This window comes from Pseudomonas sp. GM79, from assembly GCF_000282495.1.
Taxonomy (GTDB): Bacteria; Pseudomonadota; Gammaproteobacteria; order Pseudomonadales; family Pseudomonadaceae; genus Aquipseudomonas.
On record NZ_AKJE01000013.1, the window covers coordinates 16,313 to 40,507 of the forward strand.

The following is a 24,195-nucleotide window of genomic DNA, read 5'->3' on the forward strand; positions in this document are numbered from 1 at the left end:
GGCGAGTGAAAACTCTGCTTTGCGGCATGATTCAGGCCTTATGTCACCTGCGCTCGTTACAACTGCAAACTCTGCCGTTACGTAGCGAAAGCCCCGTAGGACGGCCTCTCGTCCTCGTGAATTGCGTTGGTCAGGGCCGGTTTTTGACCGTTAGTCCGCTGTCCAGGCCACTTTTGGCGGCGTTCGCGACTATAGCAGCAATGATTAAGTGCTTCAATTCCATAAAAAATTGTTATCATCGGCGCCATGACGACTACTGCCCCTTCGACCCCAGCCGTACAACTGCTGGAGGTCTCGCCGGAATATGCCGGCCAACGTATTGATAACTTCCTTCTCGCTCGGCTCAAAGGCGTGCCCAAGACCTTGATTTACCGCATTTTGCGCAAGGGCGAAGTGCGGGTGAACAAAGGTCGGATCAAGCCCGAATACAAGCTGCAGGCGGGCGATATCGTGCGCGTGCCGCCGGTTCGCGTGCCTGAGCGCGACGAACCTGTGCCGCTGGCCCAAGGTCTGCTGCAGCGGCTCGAGGCCGCGATTGTCTATGAAGACAAGGCGCTGATTGTGGTCAACAAGCCTTGCGGCATTGCGGTTCATGGTGGCAGTGGCTTGACCTACGGCGTGATTGAAGCCTTTCGTCAGTTGCGTCCCGATTGCAAGGAGCTCGAGCTGGTTCATCGTCTCGATCGTGATACCTCCGGCCTGCTGATGATTGCCAAAAAGCGCAGCATGTTGCGCCACTTGCACACGGCATTGCGCGGCGATGGCGTCGATAAGCGCTACATGGCGCTGGTGCGCGGCAACTGGGCGACCTCGATCAAGCAAGTCCGTGCGTCGCTGGGCAAGAGCAATCTGCGCTCCGGCGAGCGCATGGTCGAGGTGGACGAGGATGAGGGCAAGGAGTCTGTGACCGTGTTCAAGGTCCTGCGTCGTTTTGGCGACTTCGCTACCCTGATCGAAGCCAAGCCGATCACGGGTCGCACTCACCAGATTCGCGTCCATACTCTGCATGCCGGACATTGCATTGCTGGTGATACCAAGTACGGCGATGAAGGTTTCAGCAAAGAGATTCGTGATCTCGGCGGCAAGCGTCTGTTTCTGCACGCCTACATGCTGACGGTGCCGCTGCCTGATGGCGGTGAGCTCAAGTTGCAGGCGCCGGTCGATGAGATGTGGGCCAAAACCGTGGAGCGCTTGAGTGCACCCTACTGATTACAAGCTGCTGATTTTCGATTGGGACGGCACACTCGCTGACTCCATTGGTCGGATTGTCGAGGCGATGCATGTCGCATCCGAGCGGTCCGGTTTTCAGTTGCGTGATGATTTTGCCGTCAAAGGCATTATCGGTCTGGGCTTGCCGGAAGCGATTCGCACCCTGTATCCCGAGATTGGCGACTCCGAACTGGTAGCATTCCGTCAGCACTATGCGGATCACTACATTGCGTCGGAAGCCGTGCCTTCGCCACTGTTTGAGGGCGTTGTCGAGTCTCTCGAAGCGTTTCGTGTCGAGGGGTATCATCTGGCAGTAGCGACCGGCAAAGCTCGTCGTGGGCTGGATCGGGTGCTGAAGTCTCACGGCTGGGAGGATTATTTCGATGTCACCCGCGCCGCTGATGAAACCGCCAGCAAGCCCCATCCGCTGATGCTTGAGCAGATTCTCGCCCATTGCGAGGTTCGTCCGGAGCAGGCGCTGATGGTCGGCGATTCGTCGTTCGACCTGCAGATGGCGCGCAACGCGGGCGTGGATTCGGTGGCGGTCAGCTATGGCGCTCAATCAATCGAAGCCTTGAAGCTGTTCGAACCGAAACTGGTCATCGATCGTTTTTCAGAGTTGCACGCCTGGCTGAATCAGCGGGTTTAATAGGTTTTTTTGCTGGGGTACATGGCATGACCGACGAATGGAAAGCGCCCGCCAAGGCGAGTGCGGAAACGGGCGACGAGAAAAGCTGGAAGCTACTGGAAAAAACCTTGCTCGCTGGCGTGCAGGAGCAGCGACGGTCCCGTCGCTGGGGGATATTCTTCAAGTCGCTGACTTTTCTGTACCTGTTCGGCTTGTTGGTTCTGTTATCGCCGATGATAAGCATGGAGAAAGGCGCAAGTCTCGGCTCTGGCTACACGGCGCTGATCGATATAACGGGCATGATTGCCGACAAAGAGCCGGCCAGTGCCGACAATATTGTCGGCAGTCTGCGTGCAGCCTTCGAGGATAAGAAGGTCAAGGGTGTGGTTCTGCGAATCAACAGCCCGGGCGGCAGTCCGGTGCAGTCGGGTTATGTCTACGACGAGATCCGTCGTTTGCGCGGTCTGCATCCAGATACCAAGGTTTATGCGGTGATCTCGGATCTGGGCGCTTCCGGTGCCTATTACATCGCTAGCGCCGCGGATCAGATCTACGCCGACAAGGCGAGCCTGGTGGGTTCCATTGGTGTGACGGCGGCCGGCTACGGTTTTGTCGGGACCATGGAGAAGTTGGGTGTGGAGCGTCGTACCTACACGTCTGGGGAGCACAAATCGTTCCTCGATCCGTTCCAGCCGCAGAAGCCCGCGGAAATCCAATTCTGGCAGAGCGTGCTCGATACCACCCATCAGCAGTTCATCAATAGCGTCAAGAAGGGTCGTGGTGATCGCCTGAAGGATAAAGAGCATCCGGAGCTGTTCTCCGGGCTGATCTGGTCGGGTGAGCAGGCCCTGTCGCTGGGCTTGATCGATGGGCTGGGCAATGCCAGTTCGGTTGCCCGTGATGTGATCGGCGAGAAAGAGCTGGTGGATTTCACTGTTGAGGAGTCGCCATTCGATCGCTTCTCGAAAAAGCTCGGGGCCAGCGTGGCTGAGCATTTGGCAATGTGGATGGGCTTTCAGGGGCCTTCGCTGCGCTGATCGTCTGGCTGCATAAAGAAACCGGCTTTTGCCGGTTTTTTTTAAGTCAAAAGATCGCAGCCTCGTTTCACTCGACAGCTGCTACAAGGGATACGCATTTCAATGTAGGAGCTGTCGAGTGAAACGAGGCTGCGATCTTTTGATCTTTAAGGTATCTGCACGCCTTCGGCCAGCAGCATGTCCACCAGGCGAATCAGCGGCAGGCCGATCAGGCTGGTGGCGTCAGGGCCTTCGGTGCTTTGAAACAAGCTCACCCCCAAACCTTCGGCCTTGAAGCTGCCAGCGCAGTCATAGGGCTGTTCAGCGCGCAGATAGCGTTCGATGCGCGCTGCGTCGAGTGTGCGCATGTGTACGGTAAAGGGCGCGCAGTCGACCTGGCAGTGGCCGGTCTGACTATTGAGCAGTGCCAGGCCGGTCAGGAAGGTCACGCTGGCGCCGCTGGATGCCAGCAGTTGTTCACGGGCCTTTTCGAAGGTATGAGGCTTGCCGATGATCCGCCCGCCGAGTACGGCGACCTGATCCGAGCCGATGATCAGATGGTCAGGATGACTGCCTGCCAGTGCACGGGCTTTTTCTTCGGCGAGGCGCTTTACCAGTTCGATGGCTGGCTCGCCCGGGCGATGACTTTCGTCGATATCCGGCGAGCTGCACGTGAACGGCAGCTGCAAGCGGGCCAGCAGTTCCCGGCGATAGGACGAGCTTGAAGCGAGTAATAAAGGCAGCATGCGCATCTCCAAAAGGGCAGGGGCGAATTCTAGCGCAGGCTCAAGTGACGGGCAGGGCTGAATTTCCTTTGACATGGCTGGGGGCATCCCTATAATGCTGCGCCTATGTTGAATGACCCGATTCCACCTCACGTTGACCCGCGCAAATTGGCTGACCGTGGCACCACCCTTCAAGGTGAACTGCTGCTGGCCGATTTGGAGAGACTCTGCGACCCGCTTTCCGATACTGTCGGTACGGTGCAGGCTAAATTCGTTTTTGAACGAGATGAACGTAAATCTGTGGTAATTCACAGCTTTATCGACACCGAAGTCAAAATGGTTTGCCAGCGTTGTCTTGAGCTGGTCACCCTGCCGATCCATAGCGAATGCAGTTATGCTGTGGTGAAGGAGGGTGCGAATACCCAGTCGTTGCCGAAAGGTTATGACGTGCTGGAACTGGGCGAAGATCCTTTGGATCTGCAGTCACTGATCGAGGAGGAGCTTCTGCTCGCCTTGCCCATTGTGCCTGCTCATCATCCGGAAGAATGCCAGCAGCCGGCGGGTCTCGATGAGCCCGAACCGAGCGAGGACGAGGTAACGCGGTCCAACCCGTTCAGTGTATTGGCGCAGTTAAAGCGTGACCCAAACGTTTAGGAGTTAATCAATTATGGCTGTTCAGCAGAACAAAAAATCCCGCTCTGCCCGTGACATGCGTCGTTCGCACGACGCTCTCGAGGCTAGCACCCTGTCTGTAGAAAAAACCACCGGTGAAGTTCACCTGCGTCACCACGTATCGCCAGAAGGCGTATACCGTGGCCGTAAAGTGATCGACAAGGGCGCTGACGAGTAATCACTTGTCCGCTCAAGTCATCGCGATTGACGCAATGGGCGGGGACTTCGGTCCCCGCAGCATTGTTCAGGCCAGCCTTGCTTGTCTGTCTGCTACACCCTCGCTGCACCTGACCCTTGTCGGTCAACCCTCCCTTCTTGAAGAACTGCTCGCCAGCCAATCGGCTGTGGATCGCGCGCGCCTGTCGATTGTGCCGGCGTCCGAAGTCATCACCATGGACGAAAAACCTGCCCAGGCCTTGCGTGGCAAGCCTGATTCGTCGATGCGCGTGGCGCTGGAGTTGCTGCGAGACGGCAAGGTCCAGGCCTGTGTCAGTGCCGGCAATACCGGCGCGCTGATGGCATTGTCACGGTTTGTGCTCAAGACCTTGCCGGGCATCGATCGACCGGCAATGATCGCGGCCATTCCGACGCAGAAGGGCTACTGCCAGTTGCTCGATCTGGGTGCCAATGTCGATTGCACTGCCGAGCACTTGTTGCAGTTTGCAGTGATGGGGTCGGTCGCGGCAGAAACCCTGGGTATCGTTCGCCCGAGGGTCGCATTGCTGAACATCGGCACCGAAGACATCAAGGGCAATCAGCAGGTCAAACTGGCGGCTACGTTGTTGCAGAATGCTCGTGGCATCAATTACATCGGGTTTGTCGAGGGTGACGGCTTGTACCGTGGCGAGGCGGATGTTGTGGTGTGTGACGGCTTTGTCGGCAATATCCTGCTCAAGTCCAGCGAAGGCCTGGCGACCATGATTGCCGGGCGCATCGAGGCGTTATTCAAGAAAAATTTCGCGTCGAAAGTGGTGGGCGCACTGGCGCTGCCGCTGATGAAGCGCTTGCAGGCCGAGTTGGCGCCGGCACGACATAACGGCGCAAGTTTCCTCGGTTTGCAGGGAATTGTCGTGAAAAGCCACGGTTCGGCGGGGGTGCAGGGTTTTCAGAGTGCGATACAGCGAGCGCTGATCGAGATCCAGGAAAACCTGCCGGAGCGGCTTCATGGGCGCCTGGAAGATTTGTTGCCTTAGGCGTTTTCGTCGGACAATGCTTAAATGTGACCGCTCAGTTCAATGGGCCATCCAACTGTGAGTTTCTTGCGTCCCACAAACGGGGCGTCAATTCTCCGACGACAAGATCATTAGGGGCTTGTTACATGTCTGCTTCCCTCGCATTCGTCTTTCCAGGACAGGGTTCGCAGTCCCTCGGCATGCTGGCCGAGTTGGGCGCGCAACATCCGGTGGTCCTCGAAACATTCAAAGAAGCTTCCGATGCTCTGGGTTACGACCTGTGGGCACTGACCCAGCAAGGGCCGGAAGAACAACTCAATCAAACCGATAAAACCCAGCCGGCCATTCTGACCGCCTCGATCGCCTTGTGGCGTCTGTGGCTGGCTGAAGGCGGCGCGCGTCCGGCGTACGTTGCCGGTCACAGCCTGGGCGAGTACAGCGCTCTGGTGGCTGCAGGCAGTCTGAGCCTGGGCGACGCAGTGAAACTGGTAGAGCGTCGCGGTCAGCTGATGCAAGAGGCTGTTCCGGCCGGGCAGGGCGGCATGGCCGCGATCCTTGGTCTGGAAGATGCCGACGTGCTGGCAGCCTGTGCCGAAGCGGCGCAAGGCGAAGTGGTGAGCGCGGTCAATTTCAACTCCCCGGGCCAGGTAGTGATCGCTGGCGCCAAGGCGGCGGTCGAGCGCGCCATCGAAGGCTGCAAGGCACGTGGCGCCAAGCGCGCCATGCCATTGCCGGTCAGCGTGCCGTCCCACTGCGAATTGATGCGCCCAGCCGCCGAGCGGTTCGCCGAATCGATCGCGGCGATCGACTGGCAGGCGCCGCAGATCCCTGTGGTACAGAACGTCAGCGCCACCGTGCCGGCCGATCTGGAAACCCTCAAGCGCGATCTGCTCGAACAGCTCTACAAGCCTGTACGCTGGGTTGAATCGGTCCAGACGCTGGCCGCCAAGGGTGCGACCCAACTGGTCGAGTGCGGCCCTGGTAAAGTGCTTGCCGGTCTGAACAAACGTTGCGCCGAAGGCGTGTCGACCTCTAACCTCAATACCCCAGACGCTTTCGCTGCCGCCCGCGCAGCGCTGGCCTGAACAAGGAGAAGCTTGCATGAGTCTGCAAGGTAAAGTTGCACTGGTCACCGGTGCCAGCCGTGGTATCGGCCAGGCTATCGCTCTGGAATTGGGTCGTCAGGGTGCCATTGTTGTCGGCACCGCGACTTCCGCTTCGGGGGCCGAGCGTATCGCTGCGACCCTGAAAGAAAATGGTATTCAGGGCACTGGTCTGGAACTCAATGTCACCAGCGATGAGTCCGTAGCGGCCGTGCTGGCGAGCATTCAGGAGCAATTCGGTGCGCCGGCGATCCTGGTCAATAATGCCGGTATCACCCGCGATAACCTGATGATGCGCATGAAAGACGACGAATGGCATGACGTTGTCGATACCAACCTGAACAGCTTGTTCCGCCTGTCCAAGGGCGTTTTGCGCGGCATGACCAAAGCCCGTTGGGGACGAATTATCAGTATTGGTTCGGTTGTGGGTGCCATGGGCAACGCAGGCCAAGTAAACTACGCTGCCGCCAAGGCCGGTCTGGAAGGTTTCAGCCGTGCATTGGCGCGTGAAGTCGGTTCGCGTTCGATTACGGTAAACTCGGTAGCCCCTGGGTTCATCGACACCGATATGACCCGTGAACTGCCTGAGGCGCAGCGTGAAGCCTTGCAGACGCAGATTCCGCTGGGTCGTCTGGGGCAAGCTCAAGAGATCGCGTCTGTGGTCGCTTTTCTTGCATCCGACGGTGCGGCTTACGTTACTGGGGCTACAATCCCGGTGAACGGCGGGATGTACATGAGTTAAATGTGACGGATTGCTTCAAAAAAATGTCATACGAGCTGTCTAAAATCCGTTATAAAGCTGCAATCTATTTATAGACAGAGGGTCGCCGGGTTTGAGGAGTGAAGCTTTCAGTTGAAAAACTGAAAAGTCTTTCTATACACTTACCCACCGGCCAGCTGCCTGAATTTGTCCATTAGGAGTGAAAACAAGGTATGAGCACCATCGAAGAGCGCGTCAAGAAAATCGTTGCTGAGCAACTGGGCGTTAAAGAAGAAGAAGTGGTCAACACTGCTTCCTTCGTTGAAGACCTGGGTGCCGACTCCCTTGACACTGTTGAGCTGGTGATGGCTCTGGAAGAGGAATTCGAGACCGAAATCCCTGACGAAGAAGCTGAGAAGATCACTACTGTACAAGCAGCAATCGACTACGTTACCAGCCACCAGGCGTAATAGTTTTTAGTCGTCGCTCGCTGTCATGGAAAAACCGCACTGCCATCCTGGCGTGCGGTTTTTTCTTTAGGCCTGATGCAAAGTCGTCATTTGAAAAAGGAGAGTGCTGTGTCGCGTAGACGCGTCGTAGTCACCGGTATGGGTATGTTGTCGCCACTGGGCACGGATGTGCCGAGCAGCTGGCAGGGCATTCTGGCTGGCCGCAGTGGCATTGGTCTGATCGAACACACCGACCTTTCTGCCTATTCCACCCGTTTTGGCGGCTCGGTAAAGGGCTTCAATGTCGAGGAATACCTGTCGGTCAAGGAAGCTCGCAAACTCGACCTGTTCATTCAATATGGTCTGGCTGCAGGTTTTCAAGCCGTGCGTAACGCAGGCCTTGAGGTCACCGACGCCAATCGCGAGCGGATCGGCGTGGCCATGGGTTCGGGTATTGGCGGCCTGACCAATATCGAAGAGACCAGCCGCACACTGCATGATTCCGGCCCACGACGGATTTCTCCGTTTTTCGTGCCTGGCTCGATCATCAACATGATTTCCGGTTTCCTGTCCATCCATCTGGGGGCACAGGGACCTAACTACGCCATCGCCACCGCGTGTACTACCGGTACACACTGCATCGGCATGGCGGCACGCAACATCATGTACGACGAAGCCGACGTGATGATCGCCGGCGGTGCCGAGATGGCCGCGTGTGGTCTGGGCATGGGCGGCTTCGGTGCCTCCCGCGCACTATCGACCCGCAACGACGAGCCGACCCGCGCCAGCCGTCCATGGGACAAGGGCCGTGATGGCTTCGTGCTGTCCGATGGCGCCGGCGCACTGGTGCTCGAAGAACTGGAGCACGCCAAGGCCCGTGGCGCGACCATCTACGCCGAGTTGATCGGTTTCGGCACCAGTGGCGATGCTTACCATATGACCTCGCCACCGGCCGATGGCGCGGGTGCTGCGCGTTGCATCACCAATGCCCTGCGCGATGCGAAGATCAATAGCGATCAGGTTCAGTACATCAACGCTCACGGCACTTCGACCTCGGCTGGCGACCTCGCCGAAGCCTGTGCCATCAAATCCGTGTTCGGCGATCATGCCTACAAGCTGGCGGTCAGTTCGACCAAGTCCATGACCGGTCACCTGTTGGGTGCGGCGGGCGCGGTCGAGGCGATTTTCAGCGTGCTGGCAATCAACAGCCAGGTAGCACCGCCGACCATCAACCTCGATGAGCCGGACGAAGGCTGCGACCTCGACTTCGTACCCCACACCGCGCGTGGCATGGATATCGACGTCGTGCTGTCCAACTCCTTCGGATTTGGTGGTACCAATGGCTCGCTGGTGTTCCGCCGGTTCGCTGACTGATGGACAGCTGGGTCGACGGTCAACCGGCTGACGCTTTGTCGCTGAAGGATCGCGGCCTGGCTTACGGTGACGGTCTGTTCGAAACCGTTGCGGTCAGGGGCGGGCAGCCGCTGCTGCTGGATCGACATCTGTCGCGTCTGGCGGAGGGGTGTTCGCGCTTGGCGATTGCCGCTGATCATCAACTGATCCGTGCAGAGCTGCTGGCCTATGCCGCCGCGCTGGGCGAGGGCGTACTCAAACTGATCCTCACCCGCGGCGACAGCCTGCGCGGTTACGCCATCGATCCCTCGGCTCAGGCTCGGCGCATTCTGCAAGGCAATCCTCCTTCGGCTTATCCGGCTGTTCATGCGGAGCAGGGCGTTCGTCTGTTTCCTTGTGCAACACGGCTTTCCAAACAGCCATTGCTCGCCGGTCTCAAGCATTTGAATCGTCTGGAGCAGGTCATTGCCCGTTCCGAATGGCAGGACACCGAGCATGCCGAAGGCTTGATGCTGGATCAGGTCGGGCGGGTGATCGAAGGCGTGTTCAGTAATCTGTTCCTGGTACGCGATGGCGTGCTGGTGACCGCCAATCTCAAACGCTGTGGCGTGGCGGGCGTGATGCGCGCCGAATTATTGTTTCAAGCCAAGTCATTGGGGATTCCCACGCAAATCACCGATATCACCCTCGAGCAGCTGCAATGGGCTGACGAGGTCTTTGTCTGCAACAGCGTGTATGGCGTTTGGCCGGTGCGCGCCTATGCCGCACTGAGCTGGCCGGTTGGGCCGCTCACCCGTAAACTCCAAACCATTGCCCGTGCGCTACTGGATGCTTGATTCGTGAGACGTAAATTCTTGCTGCTGCTGGAAACCGGATTGGTTCTGGCGGGGCTGTTGGCCGGTGCTTGCGCCTGGAAAATCGATTCGGCGCTGGAACAGCCGCTGAACATCGCCCAGGAAGAGCTGCTGGAAGTGCCCAAAGGCACTACGCCAAACCGTACCTTCCTTCGACTCGAAGCCGATGGCGTCATCAAAGACGCTTTCTGGCTGCGCGTGTATTGGCGCTTTAATCTGGCAGGGCAACCATTGCACAGCGGCGAATACCGCATGGTGCCTGGTATGACAGTCAATGGGCTGATCGACCTGTGGAAGCGCGGAGAAATGGTGCAATACAGTCTGACGCTGGTCGAAGGCTGGAATTTTCATCAGGTTCGCGCGGCCCTGGCCAAGGATGAAAAACTCGAACAGACCCTGAACGGTCTCAGCGACAGCCAAGTGATGGACAAACTCGGCCACAGCGGGATTTTCCCCGAAGGGCGATTCTTCCCCGACACCTATCGTTTCGTGCGCGGCATGACCGACGCCGATCTGCTCAAGAAAGCTTACGACCGCCTCGATGAGGTCCTCCTCAAGGAATGGAACCAGCGCGCTACCGACGTCCCTTACACTGAGCCCTATCAGGCGCTGATCATGGCCTCGCTGGTGGAAAAGGAAACCGGTGTGCCGCAGGAGCGTCGACAGATCGCCGGCGTGTTCGTGCGGCGCATGGAGATGGGCATGCTGTTGCAGACCGATCCAACGGTGATTTATGGTTTGGGTGATCGTTACAACGGCAAGCTGACCCGCGCTCATCTCAAGGAACCGACGCCGTATAACACTTACATTATTGCCGGCCTGCCGCCGACGCCGATTGCGATGGTGGGCCGCGAAGCGATCCATGCGGCGTTGAATCCGGCGGACGGCAACAGCCTGTATTTTGTCGCGCGCGGTGATGGCAGCCACGTGTTCTCCGATGATCTGGACGCCCACAACAATGCGGTGCGCGAGTTCCAGATCAATCGACGTGCCGATTACCGGTCCAGCCCTGCGCCGACTGTTACGCCGTCGACGGAGGATGCCCAGGCGCCAATCCCGGCGGCTTCGCCCAATACGGCGCCCGAAGAAATGCCGCCAGTAGCGCCGCAAGACGCTGTGCAAGATCCCGTACAAGATCCCACACAAGAATCTGCGCCAGCACCCGAAGCGGATGCGCCCGCGCCGCAAAGCCCGCAATGACTCTGACTAAGGACTGCCTGTGACTGGCTTGTTTATTACCCTGGAAGGCCCGGAAGGTGCCGGCAAGAGCACCAATCGCGAATACCTGGCCGAGCGTCTGCGCGCCGCCGGGATCGAGGTGGTGTTGACCCGGGAGCCCGGCGGCACGCCCCTGGCTGAGCGGATTCGCGACGTGCTGTTGGCCCCGGTCGATGAGGTCATGAACCCCGATACCGAGCTGCTCTTGGTGTTCGCCGCGCGAGCCCAGCATCTGGCCGAGGTGATCCGTCCGGCGCTGGCCCGTGGCGCGGTAGTCCTGTGCGATCGCTTTACCGATTCGACTTATGCCTATCAGGGCGGTGGGCGCGGTTTGTCGCTGGAGCGCATTGCGACCCTCGAAACATTCGTCCAGGGCGATTTGCGCCCGGACTTGACGCTGATTTTCGATCTGCCGGTAGAAGTGGGTCTGGCCCGCGCCAGCGCCCGCGGTCGGCTGGACCGCTTCGAGCTCGAAGGCCGAGCGTTTTTCGATGCGGTGCGCACTGCCTTCCTCGAGCGTGCCAAAGCGGATCCTGCGCGTTATGTCCTGGTGGATGCCGCTCAGCCGCTGGCACAGGTTCAGCAGTCTCTGGATGCCTTGTTGCCACGTCTGCTGGAGTTGACCCGTGGCTGAAGCCTATCCGTGGCAGGACAGTCTTTGGCAGCAATTGGCCGGCCGTGCCCAGCACGCCCATGCCTATTTGCTGCATGGCCCGGCCGGGATTGGCAAGCGCGCGCTGGCCGAGCGTCTGATGGCCCATTTGTTGTGTCAGCGCCCGACCGCCCAAGACGCCTGCGGTGAGTGCAAATCCTGTCTGCTGCTGAAGGCTGGCAGTCACCCCGACAATTACATTTTGGAGCCGGAAGAAGCAGACAAGGCGATCAAGGTCGATCAGGTTCGTGATCTGGTCAGCTTCGTGGTTCAGACCGCGCAGATGGGCGGGCGCAAAGTGGTGCTGATCGAGCCAGTCGAGTCGATGAACATCAACGCCGCCAACGCCTTGCTGAAAAGCCTTGAAGAGCCGTCCGGCGATACTGTTTTGCTGTTGGTCAGCCACCAGACCAGTCGTCTGTTGCCAACCATCAAGAGCCGTTGCGTGCAGCAAGCCTGTCCATTGCCAAGCGAAGCCATGAGTCTGGCCTGGTTGGCCAGCGCTTTGCCGGATTGTGCGCAAGAAGAGCGCATTGAGCTGCTTACCCTCGCCGCCGGTTCGCCATTGGCCGCGGTCAAATTGCAGGCACAAGGCGTGCGCGAGCAGCGGGCTCTGGTGGTCGAGGGCGTGAAGAAGTTGCTCAAGCACCAGCAATCGCCGACCCAGTTGGCCGAGGAGTGGAAAACCATTCCCATGTTGCTGCTGTTCGACTGGTTCTGCGACTGGTCGAGCCTGATCCTGCGTTATCAATTGACTCAGGATGAAGCCGGGCTGGGGTTGGCGGACATGCGCAAAGTGATTCAATACCTGGCGCAGAAATCCGCTCAGGACAAAGTCCTGAATATCCAGGACTGGATTCTCGCCCAGCGGCAGAAAGTGATGAGCAAAGCCAACCTCAATCCTGCGTTGTTGCTAGAGGCGCTGTTGGTGCAATGGGTATCCTTGCCTACCCAGAAGTGACCGTCTGACACTAGACTCTGATCATCAGACAGTGGAGGTCAACATGAACGAACCCATCAGTCCGGGGCCGCGCAATGGCATTTTGTCCTTGACCATCAAGGACAGGGCCGTGCTCTACGCGGCCTACATGCCGTTCATCAAGAACGGTGGCCTGTTTATCCCGACCAACAAAAGCTACAAGTTGGGCGATGAGGTCTTCATGCTGCTGCACCTGATGGACGAACCGGAAAAGATTCCGGTCGCCGGCAAGGTTACCTGGATCACCCCCAAAGGTGCCCAGGGCAATCGCGCCGCCGGAGTTGGCGTGCAATTCAACGAAGGCGACGACACCGCGCGCAGTCGAATCGAAACCCATCTGGCCGGAGCCCTGAAGTCCGACCGTCCCACTCATACGATGTAAGTTGCAGCCCTTTTATGCTCGTAGATTCCCATTGTCACCTTGATCGCCTCGACCTCACCGCCCACGACGGTTCCCTGGATGCCGCGCTCGATGCGGCCCGTGCGCGTGGGGTAGGGCACTTCCTGTGCATTGGCGTCAGCGCCGATAACGCCGCTGACGTCAAAGCGCTGGCCGAACGTTACGACGATGTCGACTGTTCGGTGGGCGTGCATCCGCTCGATGTGCAGCCGGGTGCTGCGCCCGCGCTGGACTGGCTGTTGCGCGAGCTCAATCATCCGCGGGTGGTGGCGATCGGTGAAACCGGTCTGGATTATCACTACGAACCGGAGGCGGCAGCGTTGCAGCAGGAGTCGTTCCGTCTGCACCTGCAAGCGGCTGGGCAAACCGGTAAGCCAGTGATCATCCATACCCGTGGCGCCCGGGCCGACACCCTCGAGCTGCTACGCGAGGCGGCGTTGCCTCAGGCAGGCGTTCTGCATTGCTTCACCGAAGACTGGGAAATGGCCAAGGCTGCGCTGGACATGGGGTATTACATTTCGTTGTCCGGTATTGTCACTTTTCGCAATGCCGATGCCCTGCGGGATGTGGCCAGCAAGGTACCGGCTGACCGGTTGCTGGTGGAGACCGACTCGCCGTACCTGGCGCCGATCCCTTATCGCGGCAAACCGAACCTGCCGCAATACGTACGCGAGGTAGCGGAATTTCTGGCAATGCTGCGAGGTGAGTCTTACGAACGATTTGCCGAGCAAACCACCGAGAATTTCAAGCGTTTGTTCCCGTTGGCGCACGTCAGGGCGCCGGTGTAACGTTAGAAAAAATCGCAGCCTTCGGCGGCACCTATGGGGCTTTGGCCGCTGAATCACAGGCAAAAAAAACCCGGGTTCTGGGGGGGGAATCCGGGTTAAGACCATTAGGAGTAAAACAAAGGCACGCAATCCGTTGGTACCTTCATCGGCGCGACACTTGGGGGAGATGCCTCGCCGACAGTTGAAGTATTGATCAGTATTGCGCCGAGTCCAGTTTAGCTGGTCGGGTTTTTAAACAAATTTGGAATACGCGCGCTTCGGTTGAGTTCTCATCAACCCTCAAGGTGGCGCGAATTCATCAAGAAACACAGATATGGTCGGATGATCCGTGCATTTTGGCGTAAGTTAGGCATAATACGCGGCTTCGAATTTTGACCCCTACAGACCTTTTCTTATGCATAAAGAACCTCGTAAGGTCCGTGAGTTTCGTCGCCGCGAGCAAGAAATTCTCGATACCGCGCTCAAGCTGTTCCTCGACCAAGGTGAAGACAGTGTCACCGTCGAGATGATTGCTGATGCCGTCGGTATCGGCAAAGGCACGATCTACAAGCACTTCAAATCCAAGGCGGAGATCTATCTGCGCCTGATGCTCGATTACGAGCGCGATTTGAACGAGCTGTTGCATTCCGCCGATGTCGATAAGGACAAGGAAGCCCTGTCCCGGGCCTACTTCGAATTCCGCATGCGCGACCCGCAACGCTATCGGTTGTTCGATCGCCTGGAAGAAAAGGTGGTCAAGGGCAACCAGGTGCCGGAGATGGTCGAGGAACTGCACAAGATCCGCGCCTCGAACTTCGAGCGCCTGACCCTGCTGATCAAGGGCCGGATCAGCGAAGGCAAGCTCGAAGACGTGCCGCCTTACTTTCATTACTGCGCGGCCTGGGCTCTGGTGCATGGCGCGGTGGCGCTGTATCACTCGCCGTTCTGGAGCAATGTGCTGGAAGATCAGGAAGGTTTCTTCCAGTTCCTGATGGACATCGGCGTGCGCATGGGCAACAAGCGCAAACGCGATACCGACACGCCGAGCAACTGAACCCGTCAGTTGCCTTGTTGCGCCATGATTTAGCTACATGGCGCAGTACCGCAGGAATATACTCAGGCATAGGGCTTGCTAAAACTTGATTTGTGAGTCAAGTTTTGCGTGTTCGAATCTTCTTTCGCCGGAGTGATCCATGATCGTTGACCGTCAAGGCAGGCGTTTTCGCAATTTGCGGATCAGTCTGACCTCAGCCTGCAATTACGCTTGTACTTACTGCGTGCCCAACGGCAAGCGGCTGGTGGCTGCGCAGGATGAGTTGTCGGCCGAGGCCATGGCACGCGGCGTGGCCTATCTGATCGAGGCGGCGGGCATCGAGCGCTTGCGCATTACCGGTGGCGAGCCATTGGTCAGTCCCAAGCTCGAAGCCTTCATGACTGCCGTCGGGCAGATGGGCCTGGCGGACATCAGCCTGACCACCAATGGTCAGTTGCTGGCGAAGAAGCTGCCACTGCTGGTGGATGCCGGCATTCGGCGCATCAACGTTTCCCTCGATACCCTGGATGCCAGCGCCTTTCGCAGCATTGCGCGCGGTGGTGATCTGGCGACCGTCCTCAACGGCATGGACCAGGCCGCTGCGGCCGGCATGAAGATCAAGGTCAATATGGTGCCGCTGCGTGGGCAGAACCTTGATCAGGTAATGCCGCTGCTCGACTACTGCCTGGAGCGCGGCTACGAGTTGCGCTTTATCGAGTTGATGCGCATGGGCCACTTGGCCAGCGACTCCAACGCCTTCCTGCAACAGTTCGTCAGCCTTCAGCAGTTGCTGAGCCTGATCGGCGAACGCTACGAGTACCTTCAGGCCGATGCGCCAGTCGATGCCACGGCGGTGCGTTACCAGATTCCGGGGCTGGGCCACTTTGGCGTGATCGCCAACGAAAGCGTTCCGTTTTGCCGCACCTGTTCGCGTCTACGCTTGTCGTCTACAGGTTGGTTGCATGGCTGCCTGTCGTCGAGCAATCGTCACTATGTCGGCGATTTGTTGGATAAACCTCGTCACCAGGCGCTGCCGGCGTTGCAGCGACTGCTGGTCAAAGCCTTGGGCGACAAGCAGGAAGTGGCGTTCTCCGGTGGCGCTACCATCATGAAGATTATTGGCGGCTGATCGGGCCTCATCGCGGGCAAGCCACGCTCCCACAGGTCATCTGTCGGATGCAGAAACTGTGACCGACAGATGACCTGTGGGAGCGTGGCTTGCCCGCGATAGCCATCTTCCAGTCACCCCAAAAACACCCGACACATCCCCTGTACATTGAGCTGGCGCGGAAGCTGCATCCCATGGCCATTCGCCGGTTTTCCGTCACCGGCCTCTGGAGGGTAGGATGCGTAGCCTGGTTTTGCTGCTGGCCGTTTTGGCGCTTGGTGGCTGCATGAATGTCAGCGATATGGCCGAAGGGACTCGCTACCACATGAGCGACGCCGGCCTGCTGGACCACAGCGACAGCCGTCGCGTGAATAACTTCCGCATTCAGCCGGACTCGTTCATCTACATCGCCCAAGGTGCCTTCGTGCCGCCGGGCAATGCCTACCCGCGACCTAACGTCGTGGCCGAAGAGGCCTTCAACGGCTTTATCGAATATTTCCCGATGGTCCGCCGCGCCCGCGCGCCGGAAGGCCTTGACGCTGCCATGGGCGAAGCCCGTGCCGCCGGCGCCCATTACCTGCTGTACACGCGTTTCGCCAAGGCCGACGACCGCATCGGCAACTCGGACGAATGGCTCGACCAGGAACACGTGGATCGCCTCGGAATCGACAACGGCGTGATTCAGATCATGTTGATCGAGACCAGCACCCAGTATTTGATTGATACTGCACGTATCAAGAGTCGTGGCGGTTTACTGACGTTCCACGACAACAAGCCAGAAGACTTGCTGGGCCCGCCGCTGGAGCAATACGCTCGTAGCCTGCTGGGGCTCAGCGACCAGTAATTCAAAGGAGAACGCCATGAGTGGCCCGCAAAAAGCCAACGATCTGTTGGGGCAAATCCCCAAAACCAAGGGCTTGCCGCCGGTCCACTTGTGGAACCCCGACTTCTGCGGCGACATCGACATGCGCATCGCCCGCGACGGCACTTGGTATTACCTGGGCACGCCGATCGGGCGCAAGCCGATGGTCAAGCTGTTCTCCACCATCATTCGCCGCGACGGCGATGATTACTTTCTGATTACCCCGGTCGAAAAGGTTGGCATCAAGGTCGACGACGCGCCGTTCGTGGCGATTGCCGTGGAGGTCGAAGGCGAGGGGGAAGCCCAGGTCTTGCGCTTTACCACCAACGTCGATGAAACGGCCGATGCCGGCGCCGAGCACCCTATGCGCGTGGTGATCGATCCGGTGACTCAGGAACCCGCGCCGTACGTGCATGTGCGCACCAACCTTGAAGCGCTGATCCACCGCAATGTGTTCTACCAACTGGTGGAGCTGGCGGTGAGTCGTGAAATCGACGGGCAGCGTTGGCTGGGCGTGTGGAGCGGTGGCGAATTCTTCCCGATCGGGCTTGAGCCATAGTCGATTGAGCGTTGGCAACGAAACGGCCCGTTATTGCAACGGGCCGTTTTTTTTGGGCTTACAAACCTTTGCTCTTGAGCCTGGCGGCATGTTCAAGGTAGAGCATGACCGGGCTCACGTTCCAACTGTTGATCCCTGCCATCTGATTGACTGCGTCGAAATGGTCCATGGGATAATCCGAGCGGATCACTTTGCCCAAGTGAGAGCTGTAGCGGCCGACCAATCCATCGTTGGCGTGCTCCTCCTTGTAAAACAACTTCGACAGCACTTTACAGTTCAAATGGGTCGGGTCGAGGAGTTGCAGGCTTTGGAAGTTCTGCACGATCCCGCTCCAGGAGTAGTAATACACGCCGTTTTCGATTTCGTTGCCTTCGCCGCCCCAAACCTTTGGCACCCCTTGCGGGTACTTGCGATTGAAGGCAGCCAATCCCGCGCTGGTCAGCGATTCGAATGCCGCTTGAGGGTCCACGGGATTTTCCGGGTGGCCGCTGATCAACGAAATGAAGGTGCCGACCGCGCCCAATAGCGCCAGTACGAATGCTTCGGGCAACTCTCCGGGCGTCAGCGCCTTATGCAATTGGTCGGCAATCTCGGAGCCATGATTGGGGCAACTGACCGACGTGACCGACGCGACCTTTTCCGGGTGCAGCGCTGCTACGTAGCGTGCAGCCAGAGGGCCTTGGCTATGGCCGATCAGATTGACCTTGGCAGCTCCCGTTTCCAGCAAAATGCGGTTGACGTGCTCGAGCAGTTTTTCACCGCGTTCCTCATTGCCGTTGACGGCTGGAATATTGACCGCAAACACCTGAGCACCGGCGCGTTCAAGGGCTTCCTCGATTTCGAAGAAGTAAGGGTAACCGGCGATTTTATCGAAGCCGAAAAGACCGTGAACCAACACAATGGGGTATTTCGTAGACGCATCCATGTCCATGTTCATACCTATCGATAGCGGATTTGAAGGGGAACAGACCGCTGACTGCCTGATCTGTTGCGGCTAACCGTAGTTTACAAAGTGGATGGGATCAAAGCGCTTCGAGCAGGATTCGGACGAACAGCTGTGTCCGTATGGCGAGGCATCTGAAAATCCAATTGACACCCAATCATATGATGATTAGCGTGGACACCCATCGCGAACGGCGTTGTGTCGTTTGTTTTTTATCACCGGTCGACGAGGTGCCCATGTCCAGCAGTTTTCATGCGTCGACGGTCGACTGGCTGGGGTGCTGGATTGCTGCCGGCCAGGTAAAGCCCGGCGAAACCATCAAGGTCGAAGCCGATTTGGGCGAGCAGCTCGGTGTCAGTCGTACGGTCATCCGCGAAGCCATCAAAACCCTGGTGGCCAAAGGCATGCTTGAAGTCGGGCCGAAGGTCGGCACACGCGTATTGCCGGTGCGTCGCTGGAATCTCTTCGATCCTCAAGTCGTCGGCTGGTTGTCGCGCAGCGGCTTGCCGGAAAACTTCGTCGACGATTTGCTCGACCTGCGCCGCACCATCGAACCCATGGCGGTGCGCTGGGCCTGCGAGCGGGCGACGGTGGAACAAGTGCAAGCCGTACTCCAGGCCTATAACGCGCTGGAACGGGCAGTGGACAGCGGCGTCGATTACAACCGCGCCGACCAGTTCTTCCACGAGTGCATCCTCGCCGCCAGCCACAATCAATTCATCGAACAAATGGTCCCGGCCCTCGGCGCGTTGCTGGCAGTGTCTTTCGAAGTGTCTGCCGCCGACCCGGACGAACTGCGCCGAACCTTGCCAATCCACAAAGACATGGCCGACGCCATCGCCGCCCGGGATGCCGCGCGGGGTGTGTGGGCCTGCATGACGCTGATCGATAACGCGGACCTGGCGATCAAACGCTTCTACCCGCAAGTCATGGCCGACAAGAAGGCCAGCTAACAATAAAGAACCCTTGTGGGAGCGGGCTTGCTCGCGAAGGCGATGTGTCAGGCGACAGAGATGGTGAATGTCACTGCCTCTTCGCGAGCAAGCCCGCTCCCACATAAAAGCAATAAAAAGGAGGTTTCATGACGTGGACTGCGGTTACCGGACACCGTGCGCAACTCGGCGAAGGCCCGTTTTGGGATGCTCCGACCCAGGCGCTGTATTGGGTAGATATCGCGGGTAAGCAAGCGCTGAGGCTGATCGGCGCCAACGTGGAAATCTGGCAGATGCCGGAACACGTGTCCGCATTCATCCCCTGCGAAAGCGGCGATGCCCTGGTGACATTGAGCAGTGGGGTTTATCGGCTGGACCTGGCTTCCCCAGGCCTGGAACCTCGGCTGACCTTGTTCTGCGTGGCCGATCCGCAACCCGGCAATCGCCCCAACGAAGCCCGCTGCGATGCCCAGGGCCGGCTCTGGCTGGGCACCATGCAAAACAACATCGGTGAGCAGGGCGAAGATTTACCCGTCGTGCGCCGCTCGGGGGGCCTGTTTCGCATCGACCGCGATGCTCGGGTTACGCCGCTGCTACGAGGATTAGGCATCCCCAACACGTTGCTATGGAGCGACGACGGCACAACCCTGTATTTCGCCGACAGCCTCGACAGCACGCTTTACCGACATTTCATCCATACCGACGGCAACCTGGACACCGCCTATGTCTGGTTTGGCCCCCACGAACGTGGTGGCCCCGATGGCTCGGCGATGGATGCCGAGGGCTATGTATGGAATGCCCGATGGGATGGCAGTTGTCTGCTCAGGCTGAACCCGGATGGTTATGTGGATCGGGTGATCGAACTGCCGGTCAGCCGTCCCACCAGTTGCGTGTTCGGTGGCGAAGACTTCAAAACCCTGTACATCACCAGCGCCGCAAGCCCGCTCAATCACCCGTTGGACGGCGCGCTGTTATCGATTCGAGTAGATGTGCCCGGAAAAGCCTGTCAGCGATTCGCTGGGTAAATCCCAAAATATGGGATGTAAAATTATATATTGAGATTATTTGGTGGTCGGGTTTATAGTCGGCCCCATCAGTTACACGCACTCACACTTAAAAAAACAAAACAGGTGAAGTGATGCAGCGATATTCCACCGCACTCCCTTTTGGAGTCAGTGCTTCAGGCCGCCTCGGCGCCCGGGCGTTTTCGCGCCTGCCTGCCTGGTCCCAACAGCTTTTTGACCGGACATCGACAGATGCCCGGTTTTCGTCGTGCCTTCGAACAGGAGTGTTGATCCATGGCTGAACCTCTTTCCTTGCCACCGGTGCCTGAGCCGCCCAAGGGTGAGCGCCTGAAAAACAAGGTGGTGCTGTTGACCGGTGCCGCTCAGGGTATTGGCGAAGCGATTGTCGCGACCTTCGCCTCCCAGCAGGCCAAGCTGATCATCAGTGATATCCAGGCTGAGAAAGTTGAAAAAGTCGCGGCGCATTGGCGTGAACAAGGTGCGGATGTCGTAGCGATCAAGGTCGACGTGTCGCGCCAGCACGACCTGCACGCCATGGCTGAATTGGCCATCGAACTTCACGGCCGGATCGACGTGCTGGTCAATTGCGCCGGGGTCAACGTGTTCCGCGACCCGCTGCAAATGACCGAAGAAGACTGGCATCGCTGCTTCGCCATCGATCTGGACGGCGCCTGGTATGGCTGCAAAGCCGTGCTGCCGCAGATGATTGAACAGGGCATCGGCAGCATCATCAATATTGCCTCCACCCATTCCACTCACATCATTCCCGGCTGCTTCCCGTACCCGGTGGCCAAGCATGGCTTACTCGGGCTGACCCGCGCCTTGGGCATCGAGTACGCACCGAAGGGCATTCGGGTCAACGCCATCGCCCCGGGCTACATCGAAACCCAACTGAACGTCGATTACTGGAACGGTTTTGCCGACCCCCATGCCGAACGTCAGCGGGCATTCGACCTGCATCCACCGCGGCGCATCGGCCAGCCGATTGAAGTGGCGATGACCGCTGTGTTCCTGGCCAGCGATGAAGCGCCGTTCATCAATGCCTCATGCATCACCATCGATGGTGGGCGCTCGGTCATGTACCACGACTGAATAACTCGGGTTTCAAGCGCGAAACTACGTCTGAAATCCAATCATCATACGATATGACTATTGGCTGCATGCTTTGAAGGCTTTCAAATAACGCTCAAAAAAAAATAACAAGGAGTCAGCTTATGAAACGTCGTCGTGGGATCCGTTCCCTGTGCTGTGCCGCTTTGGCGGTCACCGCGGTCAGCCTCAGCAGTACATTGCTGGCGGCCGAGGAAGTGAAGATCGGTTTTCTGGTCAAGCAAGCGGAAGAGCCCTGGTTCCAGACCGAATGGGCCTTCGCCGAAAAGGCCGGCAAGGACAAGGGCTTCACCCTCATCAAAATCGCCGTGCCTGATGGCGAGAAAACCCTCTCGGCCATCGACAGCCTGGCGGCCAACGGCGCCAAGGGCTTCGTGATCTGCCCGCCGGACGTGTCCCTGGGCCCTGCGATCATGGCCAAGGCCAAGCTCAACGGTTTGAAAGTGATCGCCGTCGATGACCGTTTCGTCGATGCCGGCGGCAAGTTCATGGAGGACGTGCCGTACCTCGGCATGGCGGCTTTCGAAGTCGGCCAGAAGCAGGGCGCCGCCATGGCCGCCGAAGCGAAAAAACGCGGCTGGGACTGGAAAGACACCTACGCGGTGATCAACACCTACAACGAACTCGATACCGGTAAAAAGCGCACCGACGGTTCGGTCAAGGCGTTGGAAGACGCCGGTATGCCGAAAGACCACATCCTTTTCTCGGCGCTGAAAACCCTCGACGTACCGGGCAGCATGGACGCCACCAACTCAGCCTTGGTGAAGCTTCCGAGTGCAGCGAAAAACCTGATCATCGGCGGCATGAATGACAACACTGTGCTGGGCGGCGTGCGCGCCACCGAAAGCGCCGGTTTTGCCGCGGCCAACGTGATCGGCATCGGCATCAACGGCACCGATGCCATTGGTGAACTGAAGAAACCCAACAGCGGCTTCTTCGGCTCGATGCTGCCGAGCCCGCACATTGAGGGCTACAACACCGCGAGCATGATGTACGAGTGGGTAACCACCGGCAAAGAACCGCCCAAATACACCGCGATGGATGACGTTACGCTGATCACGCGCGACAACTTCAAGCAGGAACTGGAAAAAATCGGCCTGTGGAACTGAGGCGCGGTTGATTTCATCGGCGGCCCTGGCGACGGGGCTGCCTGACCGGTGTGATGAGGTGGGTTTATGCACGCACACGTACAAACAAATGAACAGAGCATTGGCGGCAGCCTGCGCTTCAACGGGATCGGCAAAACCTTTCCTGGGGTGAAGGCGCTGGATGGCATCAGTTTCATCGCCCATCCGGGGCAGGTTCACGCCTTGATGGGCGAGAACGGTGCCGGTAAATCCACGCTGCTGAAAATCCTGGGCGGTGCTTACACGCCGAGCAGCGGCGACCTGCAGATCGGCGAGCAGAAGAGGATTTTCAAATCTACCGCCGACAGCATTGGCAGCGGGGTCGCGGTGATCCATCAGGAGCTGCACCTGGTGCCGGAAATGACCGTCGCCGAGAACCTGTTTCTCGGGCATCTGCCGGCGAGTTTCGGCCTGATCAATCGCGGCGTTTTGCGGCAACAGGCATTGGCCTGCCTTAAAGGCCTGGCCGATGAAATCGATCCGCAAGAGAAAGTCGGGCGCTTGTCCCTGGGCCAGCGGCAACTGGTGGAAATCGCCAAGGCGTTGTCCCGTGGCGCGCATGTGATTGCATTCGACGAGCCCACCAGCAGCCTGTCGGCGCGGGAAATTGATCGCTTGATGGCGATCATCGGGCGCCTGCGCGACGAAGGCAAAGTGGTGCTTTACGTCTCACATCGCATGGAAGAAGTGTTCCGCATCTGTAACGCGGTGACGGTGTTCAAGGACGGTCGCTTCGTGCGCACCTTCGAGGACATGAGCGCGCTGACCCATGATCAGTTAGTCACGTGCATGGTCGGTCGCGACATTCAGGACATCTACGATTACCGCAGCCGTCCGCGTGGCGCGGTGGCGCTCAAGGTCGACGGGTTACTGGGGCCGGGCTTGCGTGAGCCGGTGAGTTTCGAGGCGCACAAGGGTGAAATCCTCGGGCTGTTCGGCCTGGTCGGTGCCGGGCGCACCGAGCTGTTCCGAATGCTCAGCGGGCTCACGCGCAACACCGCCGGGCGCCTGGAGTTGCGCGGTCGTGAACTGAAACTGCATTCGCCGCGCGATGCCATTGCAGCGGGGATTTTGCTGTGCCCCGAAGACCGCAAGAAGGAGGGCATCCTGCCGCTCGCAAGCGTCGCCGAGAACATCAACATCAGCGCTCGCGGCGCCCATTCCACCTTCGGCTGCCTGTTGCGCGGCCTGTGGGAAAAAGACAATGCCGACAAGCAGATCAAGGCGCTGAAGGTGAAGACGCCCAACGCGGCACAGAAAATCATGTACCTGTCTGGCGGCAATCAGCAGAAGGCGATTCTCGGTCGCTGGCTGTCGATGCCAATGAAAGTCCTGCTGCTCGACGAGCCCACCCGGGGCATCGACATCGGTGCCAAAGCCGAGATCTATCAGATCATCCATAACCTGGCGGCCAGCGGCATCGCGGTGATTGTGGTGTCCAGCGACCTGATGGAAGTCATGGGCATTTCCGACCGCATCCTGGTGCTCTGCGAAGGTGCGATGCGCGGCGAACTGACCCGCGAACAAGCCAATGAATCCAACCTGCTGCAACTGGCGTTGCCACGCCAACGCGCTGCCGACGTGGCGAACTGAGAGGTG

Annotated in this window: 27 protein-coding genes; 25 read left to right on the plus strand and 2 right to left on the minus strand. The window is 58.7% G+C overall.

What is annotated here, in order from left to right; all coding sequences use genetic code 11:
• The first annotated feature begins 246 nt into the window (after window positions 1-246).
• Genes rluC through sppA form a run of 3 tightly spaced genes read left to right on the plus strand, consistent with a single transcriptional unit; the run spans window position 247 to window position 2,874 of the window.
• Window positions 247-1,209: a 23S rRNA pseudouridine(955/2504/2580) synthase RluC gene (gene rluC / locus PMI36_RS26735; RefSeq protein WP_008067767.1), complete on the plus strand. Its 963-nt coding sequence runs from the start codon at window positions 247-249 to the stop codon at window positions 1,207-1,209.
• A complete protein-coding gene (locus PMI36_RS26730; protein WP_008067769.1) occupies window positions 1,196-1,858 on the plus strand; it encodes an HAD-IA family hydrolase in 663 nt (220 codons plus the stop codon). Before rluC ends, PMI36_RS26730 begins: the two co-directional genes overlap by 14 nt.
• A 26-nt stretch (window positions 1,859-1,884) precedes the next feature.
• Entirely contained in the window at window positions 1,885-2,874 is a 990-nt protein-coding gene (sppA, locus tag PMI36_RS26725) for a signal peptide peptidase SppA (protein ID WP_008067771.1), read from the plus strand.
• 146 nt (window positions 2,875-3,020) lie between these two features.
• On the opposite strand, the gene PMI36_RS26720 is transcribed toward sppA, so the two are convergent.
• Window positions 3,021-3,599 (minus strand): Maf family protein, encoded by a 579-nt coding sequence (locus PMI36_RS26720; RefSeq protein ID WP_008067773.1) that lies wholly within the window; start codon window positions 3,597-3,599, stop codon window positions 3,021-3,023.
• Between the two features lie 105 nt (window positions 3,600-3,704).
• On the opposite strand from PMI36_RS26720, the gene PMI36_RS26715 reads away from it, so the two are divergent.
• From PMI36_RS26715 to PMI36_RS26635, 17 genes are all read left to right on the plus strand, one after another.
• The gene (locus PMI36_RS26715) at window positions 3,705-4,232 is read left to right on the plus strand and encodes a YceD family protein (RefSeq protein ID WP_004371317.1); all 528 of its coding nucleotides are present in this window, start codon (window positions 3,705-3,707) and stop codon (window positions 4,230-4,232) included.
• A gap of 13 nt (window positions 4,233-4,245) precedes the next feature.
• On the plus strand, window positions 4,246-4,428 hold the full coding sequence (gene rpmF, locus PMI36_RS26710) for a 50S ribosomal protein L32 (protein ID WP_003179396.1): 183 nt from the start codon (window positions 4,246-4,248) through the stop codon (window positions 4,426-4,428).
• Between the two features lie 4 nt (window positions 4,429-4,432).
• Window positions 4,433-5,443, plus strand: coding sequence for a phosphate acyltransferase PlsX (gene plsX, locus PMI36_RS26705; RefSeq protein WP_081499222.1), 1,011 nt, complete (start codon window positions 4,433-4,435; stop codon window positions 5,441-5,443).
• A 125-nt stretch (window positions 5,444-5,568) separates the two neighbouring features.
• On the plus strand, window positions 5,569-6,507 hold the full coding sequence (fabD, locus tag PMI36_RS26700) for an ACP S-malonyltransferase (RefSeq protein ID WP_008067777.1): 939 nt from the start codon (window positions 5,569-5,571) through the stop codon (window positions 6,505-6,507).
• 16 nt (window positions 6,508-6,523) lie between these two features.
• Window positions 6,524-7,267, plus strand: coding sequence for a 3-oxoacyl-ACP reductase FabG (gene fabG / locus PMI36_RS26695; protein WP_007942004.1), 744 nt, complete (start codon window positions 6,524-6,526; stop codon window positions 7,265-7,267).
• Between the two features lie 191 nt (window positions 7,268-7,458).
• Window positions 7,459-7,695: an acyl carrier protein gene (acpP, locus tag PMI36_RS26690; RefSeq protein WP_003175607.1), complete on the plus strand. Its 237-nt coding sequence runs from the start codon at window positions 7,459-7,461 to the stop codon at window positions 7,693-7,695.
• A gap of 108 nt (window positions 7,696-7,803) precedes the next feature.
• The gene (gene fabF / locus PMI36_RS26685) at window positions 7,804-9,048 is read left to right on the plus strand and encodes a beta-ketoacyl-ACP synthase II (protein WP_008067780.1); all 1,245 of its coding nucleotides are present in this window, start codon (window positions 7,804-7,806) and stop codon (window positions 9,046-9,048) included.
• Entirely contained in the window at window positions 9,048-9,863 is an 816-nt protein-coding gene (gene pabC, locus PMI36_RS26680; protein ID WP_008067782.1) for an aminodeoxychorismate lyase, read from the plus strand. Before fabF ends, pabC begins: the two co-directional genes overlap by 1 nt.
• A gap of 3 nt (window positions 9,864-9,866) precedes the next feature.
• Window positions 9,867-11,081 carry an endolytic transglycosylase MltG gene (mltG, locus tag PMI36_RS26675; RefSeq protein WP_008067784.1) on the plus strand — a complete coding sequence of 405 codons (1,215 nt, stop codon included), beginning with the start codon at window positions 9,867-9,869 and terminating at the stop codon, window positions 11,079-11,081.
• A gap of 19 nt (window positions 11,082-11,100) precedes the next feature.
• The gene (gene tmk / locus PMI36_RS26670) at window positions 11,101-11,733 is read left to right on the plus strand and encodes a dTMP kinase (protein ID WP_008067785.1); all 633 of its coding nucleotides are present in this window, start codon (window positions 11,101-11,103) and stop codon (window positions 11,731-11,733) included.
• Window positions 11,726-12,712 (plus strand): DNA polymerase III subunit delta', encoded by a 987-nt coding sequence (locus PMI36_RS26665; RefSeq protein ID WP_008067787.1) that lies wholly within the window; start codon window positions 11,726-11,728, stop codon window positions 12,710-12,712. Before tmk ends, PMI36_RS26665 begins: the two co-directional genes overlap by 8 nt.
• A 43-nt stretch (window positions 12,713-12,755) precedes the next feature.
• The gene (locus PMI36_RS26660; protein WP_008067789.1) at window positions 12,756-13,112 is read left to right on the plus strand and encodes a PilZ domain-containing protein; all 357 of its coding nucleotides are present in this window, start codon (window positions 12,756-12,758) and stop codon (window positions 13,110-13,112) included.
• 14 nt (window positions 13,113-13,126) lie between these two features.
• A complete protein-coding gene (locus tag PMI36_RS26655) occupies window positions 13,127-13,918 on the plus strand; it encodes a TatD family hydrolase (protein ID WP_008067792.1) in 792 nt (263 codons plus the stop codon).
• 394 nt (window positions 13,919-14,312) lie between these two features.
• Window positions 14,313-14,951 carry a TetR/AcrR family transcriptional regulator gene (locus PMI36_RS26650; RefSeq protein ID WP_008067794.1) on the plus strand — a complete coding sequence of 213 codons (639 nt, stop codon included), beginning with the start codon at window positions 14,313-14,315 and terminating at the stop codon, window positions 14,949-14,951.
• A gap of 139 nt (window positions 14,952-15,090) precedes the next feature.
• Complete coding sequence (locus tag PMI36_RS26645) at window positions 15,091-16,059, plus strand: GTP 3',8-cyclase MoaA (protein ID WP_008067796.1); 969 nt, start codon at window positions 15,091-15,093, stop codon at window positions 16,057-16,059.
• Window positions 16,060-16,276: 217 nt separating this feature from the next.
• On the plus strand, window positions 16,277-16,882 hold the full coding sequence (locus PMI36_RS26640) for a DUF4823 domain-containing protein (RefSeq protein WP_007903975.1): 606 nt from the start codon (window positions 16,277-16,279) through the stop codon (window positions 16,880-16,882).
• Between the two features lie 16 nt (window positions 16,883-16,898).
• Entirely contained in the window at window positions 16,899-17,459 is a 561-nt protein-coding gene (locus tag PMI36_RS26635) for a DUF1285 domain-containing protein (protein ID WP_008067797.1), read from the plus strand.
• Window positions 17,460-17,517: 58 nt separating this feature from the next.
• Here the strand turns inward: PMI36_RS26635 and PMI36_RS26630 are convergent, their stop codons facing one another.
• Window positions 17,518-18,390: an esterase/lipase family protein gene (locus tag PMI36_RS26630; protein WP_008067800.1), complete on the minus strand. Its 873-nt coding sequence runs from the start codon at window positions 18,388-18,390 to the stop codon at window positions 17,518-17,520.
• 248 nt (window positions 18,391-18,638) lie between these two features.
• Between PMI36_RS26630 and PMI36_RS26625 the strand changes: the two genes are divergently transcribed.
• From PMI36_RS26625 to araG, 5 genes are all read left to right on the plus strand, one after another.
• On the plus strand, window positions 18,639-19,355 hold the full coding sequence (locus PMI36_RS26625; protein WP_007903969.1) for a FadR/GntR family transcriptional regulator: 717 nt from the start codon (window positions 18,639-18,641) through the stop codon (window positions 19,353-19,355).
• 128 nt (window positions 19,356-19,483) lie between these two features.
• Window positions 19,484-20,359, plus strand: a complete 876-nt coding sequence (locus PMI36_RS26620) for an SMP-30/gluconolactonase/LRE family protein (RefSeq protein ID WP_008067803.1) — start codon at window positions 19,484-19,486, stop codon at window positions 20,357-20,359.
• A 273-nt stretch (window positions 20,360-20,632) separates the two neighbouring features.
• A complete protein-coding gene (locus PMI36_RS26615; RefSeq protein ID WP_008067809.1) occupies window positions 20,633-21,451 on the plus strand; it encodes an SDR family oxidoreductase in 819 nt (272 codons plus the stop codon).
• A gap of 122 nt (window positions 21,452-21,573) precedes the next feature.
• A complete protein-coding gene (locus PMI36_RS26610) occupies window positions 21,574-22,578 on the plus strand; it encodes a substrate-binding domain-containing protein (RefSeq protein ID WP_008067811.1) in 1,005 nt (334 codons plus the stop codon).
• Between the two features lie 66 nt (window positions 22,579-22,644).
• On the plus strand, window positions 22,645-24,189 hold the full coding sequence (gene araG, locus PMI36_RS26605; RefSeq protein ID WP_008067813.1) for an L-arabinose ABC transporter ATP-binding protein AraG: 1,545 nt from the start codon (window positions 22,645-22,647) through the stop codon (window positions 24,187-24,189).
• Window positions 24,190-24,195 lie beyond the last annotated feature (6 nt).

Bases quoted from the DNA above. Each gene is read 5' to 3' on its own strand.
- rluC (WP_008067767.1), top strand. From the start codon at position 247: ATGACGACTACTGCCCCTTCGACCCCAGCCGTACAACTGCTGGAGGTC.
- sppA (WP_008067771.1), top strand. From the start codon at position 1,885: ATGACCGACGAATGGAAAGCGCCCGCCAAGGCGAGTGCGGAAACGGGC.
- PMI36_RS26720 (WP_008067773.1), bottom strand. From the start codon at position 3,599: ATGCTGCCTTTATTACTCGCTTCAAGCTCGTCCTATCGCCGGGAACTG.
- PMI36_RS26715 (WP_004371317.1), top strand. From the start codon at position 3,705: ATGTTGAATGACCCGATTCCACCTCACGTTGACCCGCGCAAATTGGCT.
- rpmF (WP_003179396.1), top strand. From the start codon at position 4,246: ATGGCTGTTCAGCAGAACAAAAAATCCCGCTCTGCCCGTGACATGCGT.
- fabD (WP_008067777.1), top strand. From the start codon at position 5,569: ATGTCTGCTTCCCTCGCATTCGTCTTTCCAGGACAGGGTTCGCAGTCC.
- fabG (WP_007942004.1), top strand. From the start codon at position 6,524: ATGAGTCTGCAAGGTAAAGTTGCACTGGTCACCGGTGCCAGCCGTGGT.
- acpP (WP_003175607.1), top strand. From the start codon at position 7,459: ATGAGCACCATCGAAGAGCGCGTCAAGAAAATCGTTGCTGAGCAACTG.
- pabC (WP_008067782.1), top strand. From the start codon at position 9,048: ATGGACAGCTGGGTCGACGGTCAACCGGCTGACGCTTTGTCGCTGAAG.
- PMI36_RS26660 (WP_008067789.1), top strand. From the start codon at position 12,756: ATGAACGAACCCATCAGTCCGGGGCCGCGCAATGGCATTTTGTCCTTG.
- PMI36_RS26655 (WP_008067792.1), top strand. From the start codon at position 13,127: ATGCTCGTAGATTCCCATTGTCACCTTGATCGCCTCGACCTCACCGCC.
- PMI36_RS26650 (WP_008067794.1), top strand. From the start codon at position 14,313: ATGCATAAAGAACCTCGTAAGGTCCGTGAGTTTCGTCGCCGCGAGCAA.
- PMI36_RS26645 (WP_008067796.1), top strand. From the start codon at position 15,091: ATGATCGTTGACCGTCAAGGCAGGCGTTTTCGCAATTTGCGGATCAGT.
- PMI36_RS26640 (WP_007903975.1), top strand. From the start codon at position 16,277: ATGCGTAGCCTGGTTTTGCTGCTGGCCGTTTTGGCGCTTGGTGGCTGC.
- PMI36_RS26635 (WP_008067797.1), top strand. From the start codon at position 16,899: ATGAGTGGCCCGCAAAAAGCCAACGATCTGTTGGGGCAAATCCCCAAA.
- PMI36_RS26630 (WP_008067800.1), bottom strand. From the start codon at position 18,390: ATGGACATGGATGCGTCTACGAAATACCCCATTGTGTTGGTTCACGGT.
- PMI36_RS26625 (WP_007903969.1), top strand. From the start codon at position 18,639: ATGTCCAGCAGTTTTCATGCGTCGACGGTCGACTGGCTGGGGTGCTGG.
- PMI36_RS26620 (WP_008067803.1), top strand. From the start codon at position 19,484: ATGACGTGGACTGCGGTTACCGGACACCGTGCGCAACTCGGCGAAGGC.
- PMI36_RS26615 (WP_008067809.1), top strand. From the start codon at position 20,633: ATGGCTGAACCTCTTTCCTTGCCACCGGTGCCTGAGCCGCCCAAGGGT.
- PMI36_RS26610 (WP_008067811.1), top strand. From the start codon at position 21,574: ATGAAACGTCGTCGTGGGATCCGTTCCCTGTGCTGTGCCGCTTTGGCG.
- araG (WP_008067813.1), top strand. From the start codon at position 22,645: ATGCACGCACACGTACAAACAAATGAACAGAGCATTGGCGGCAGCCTG.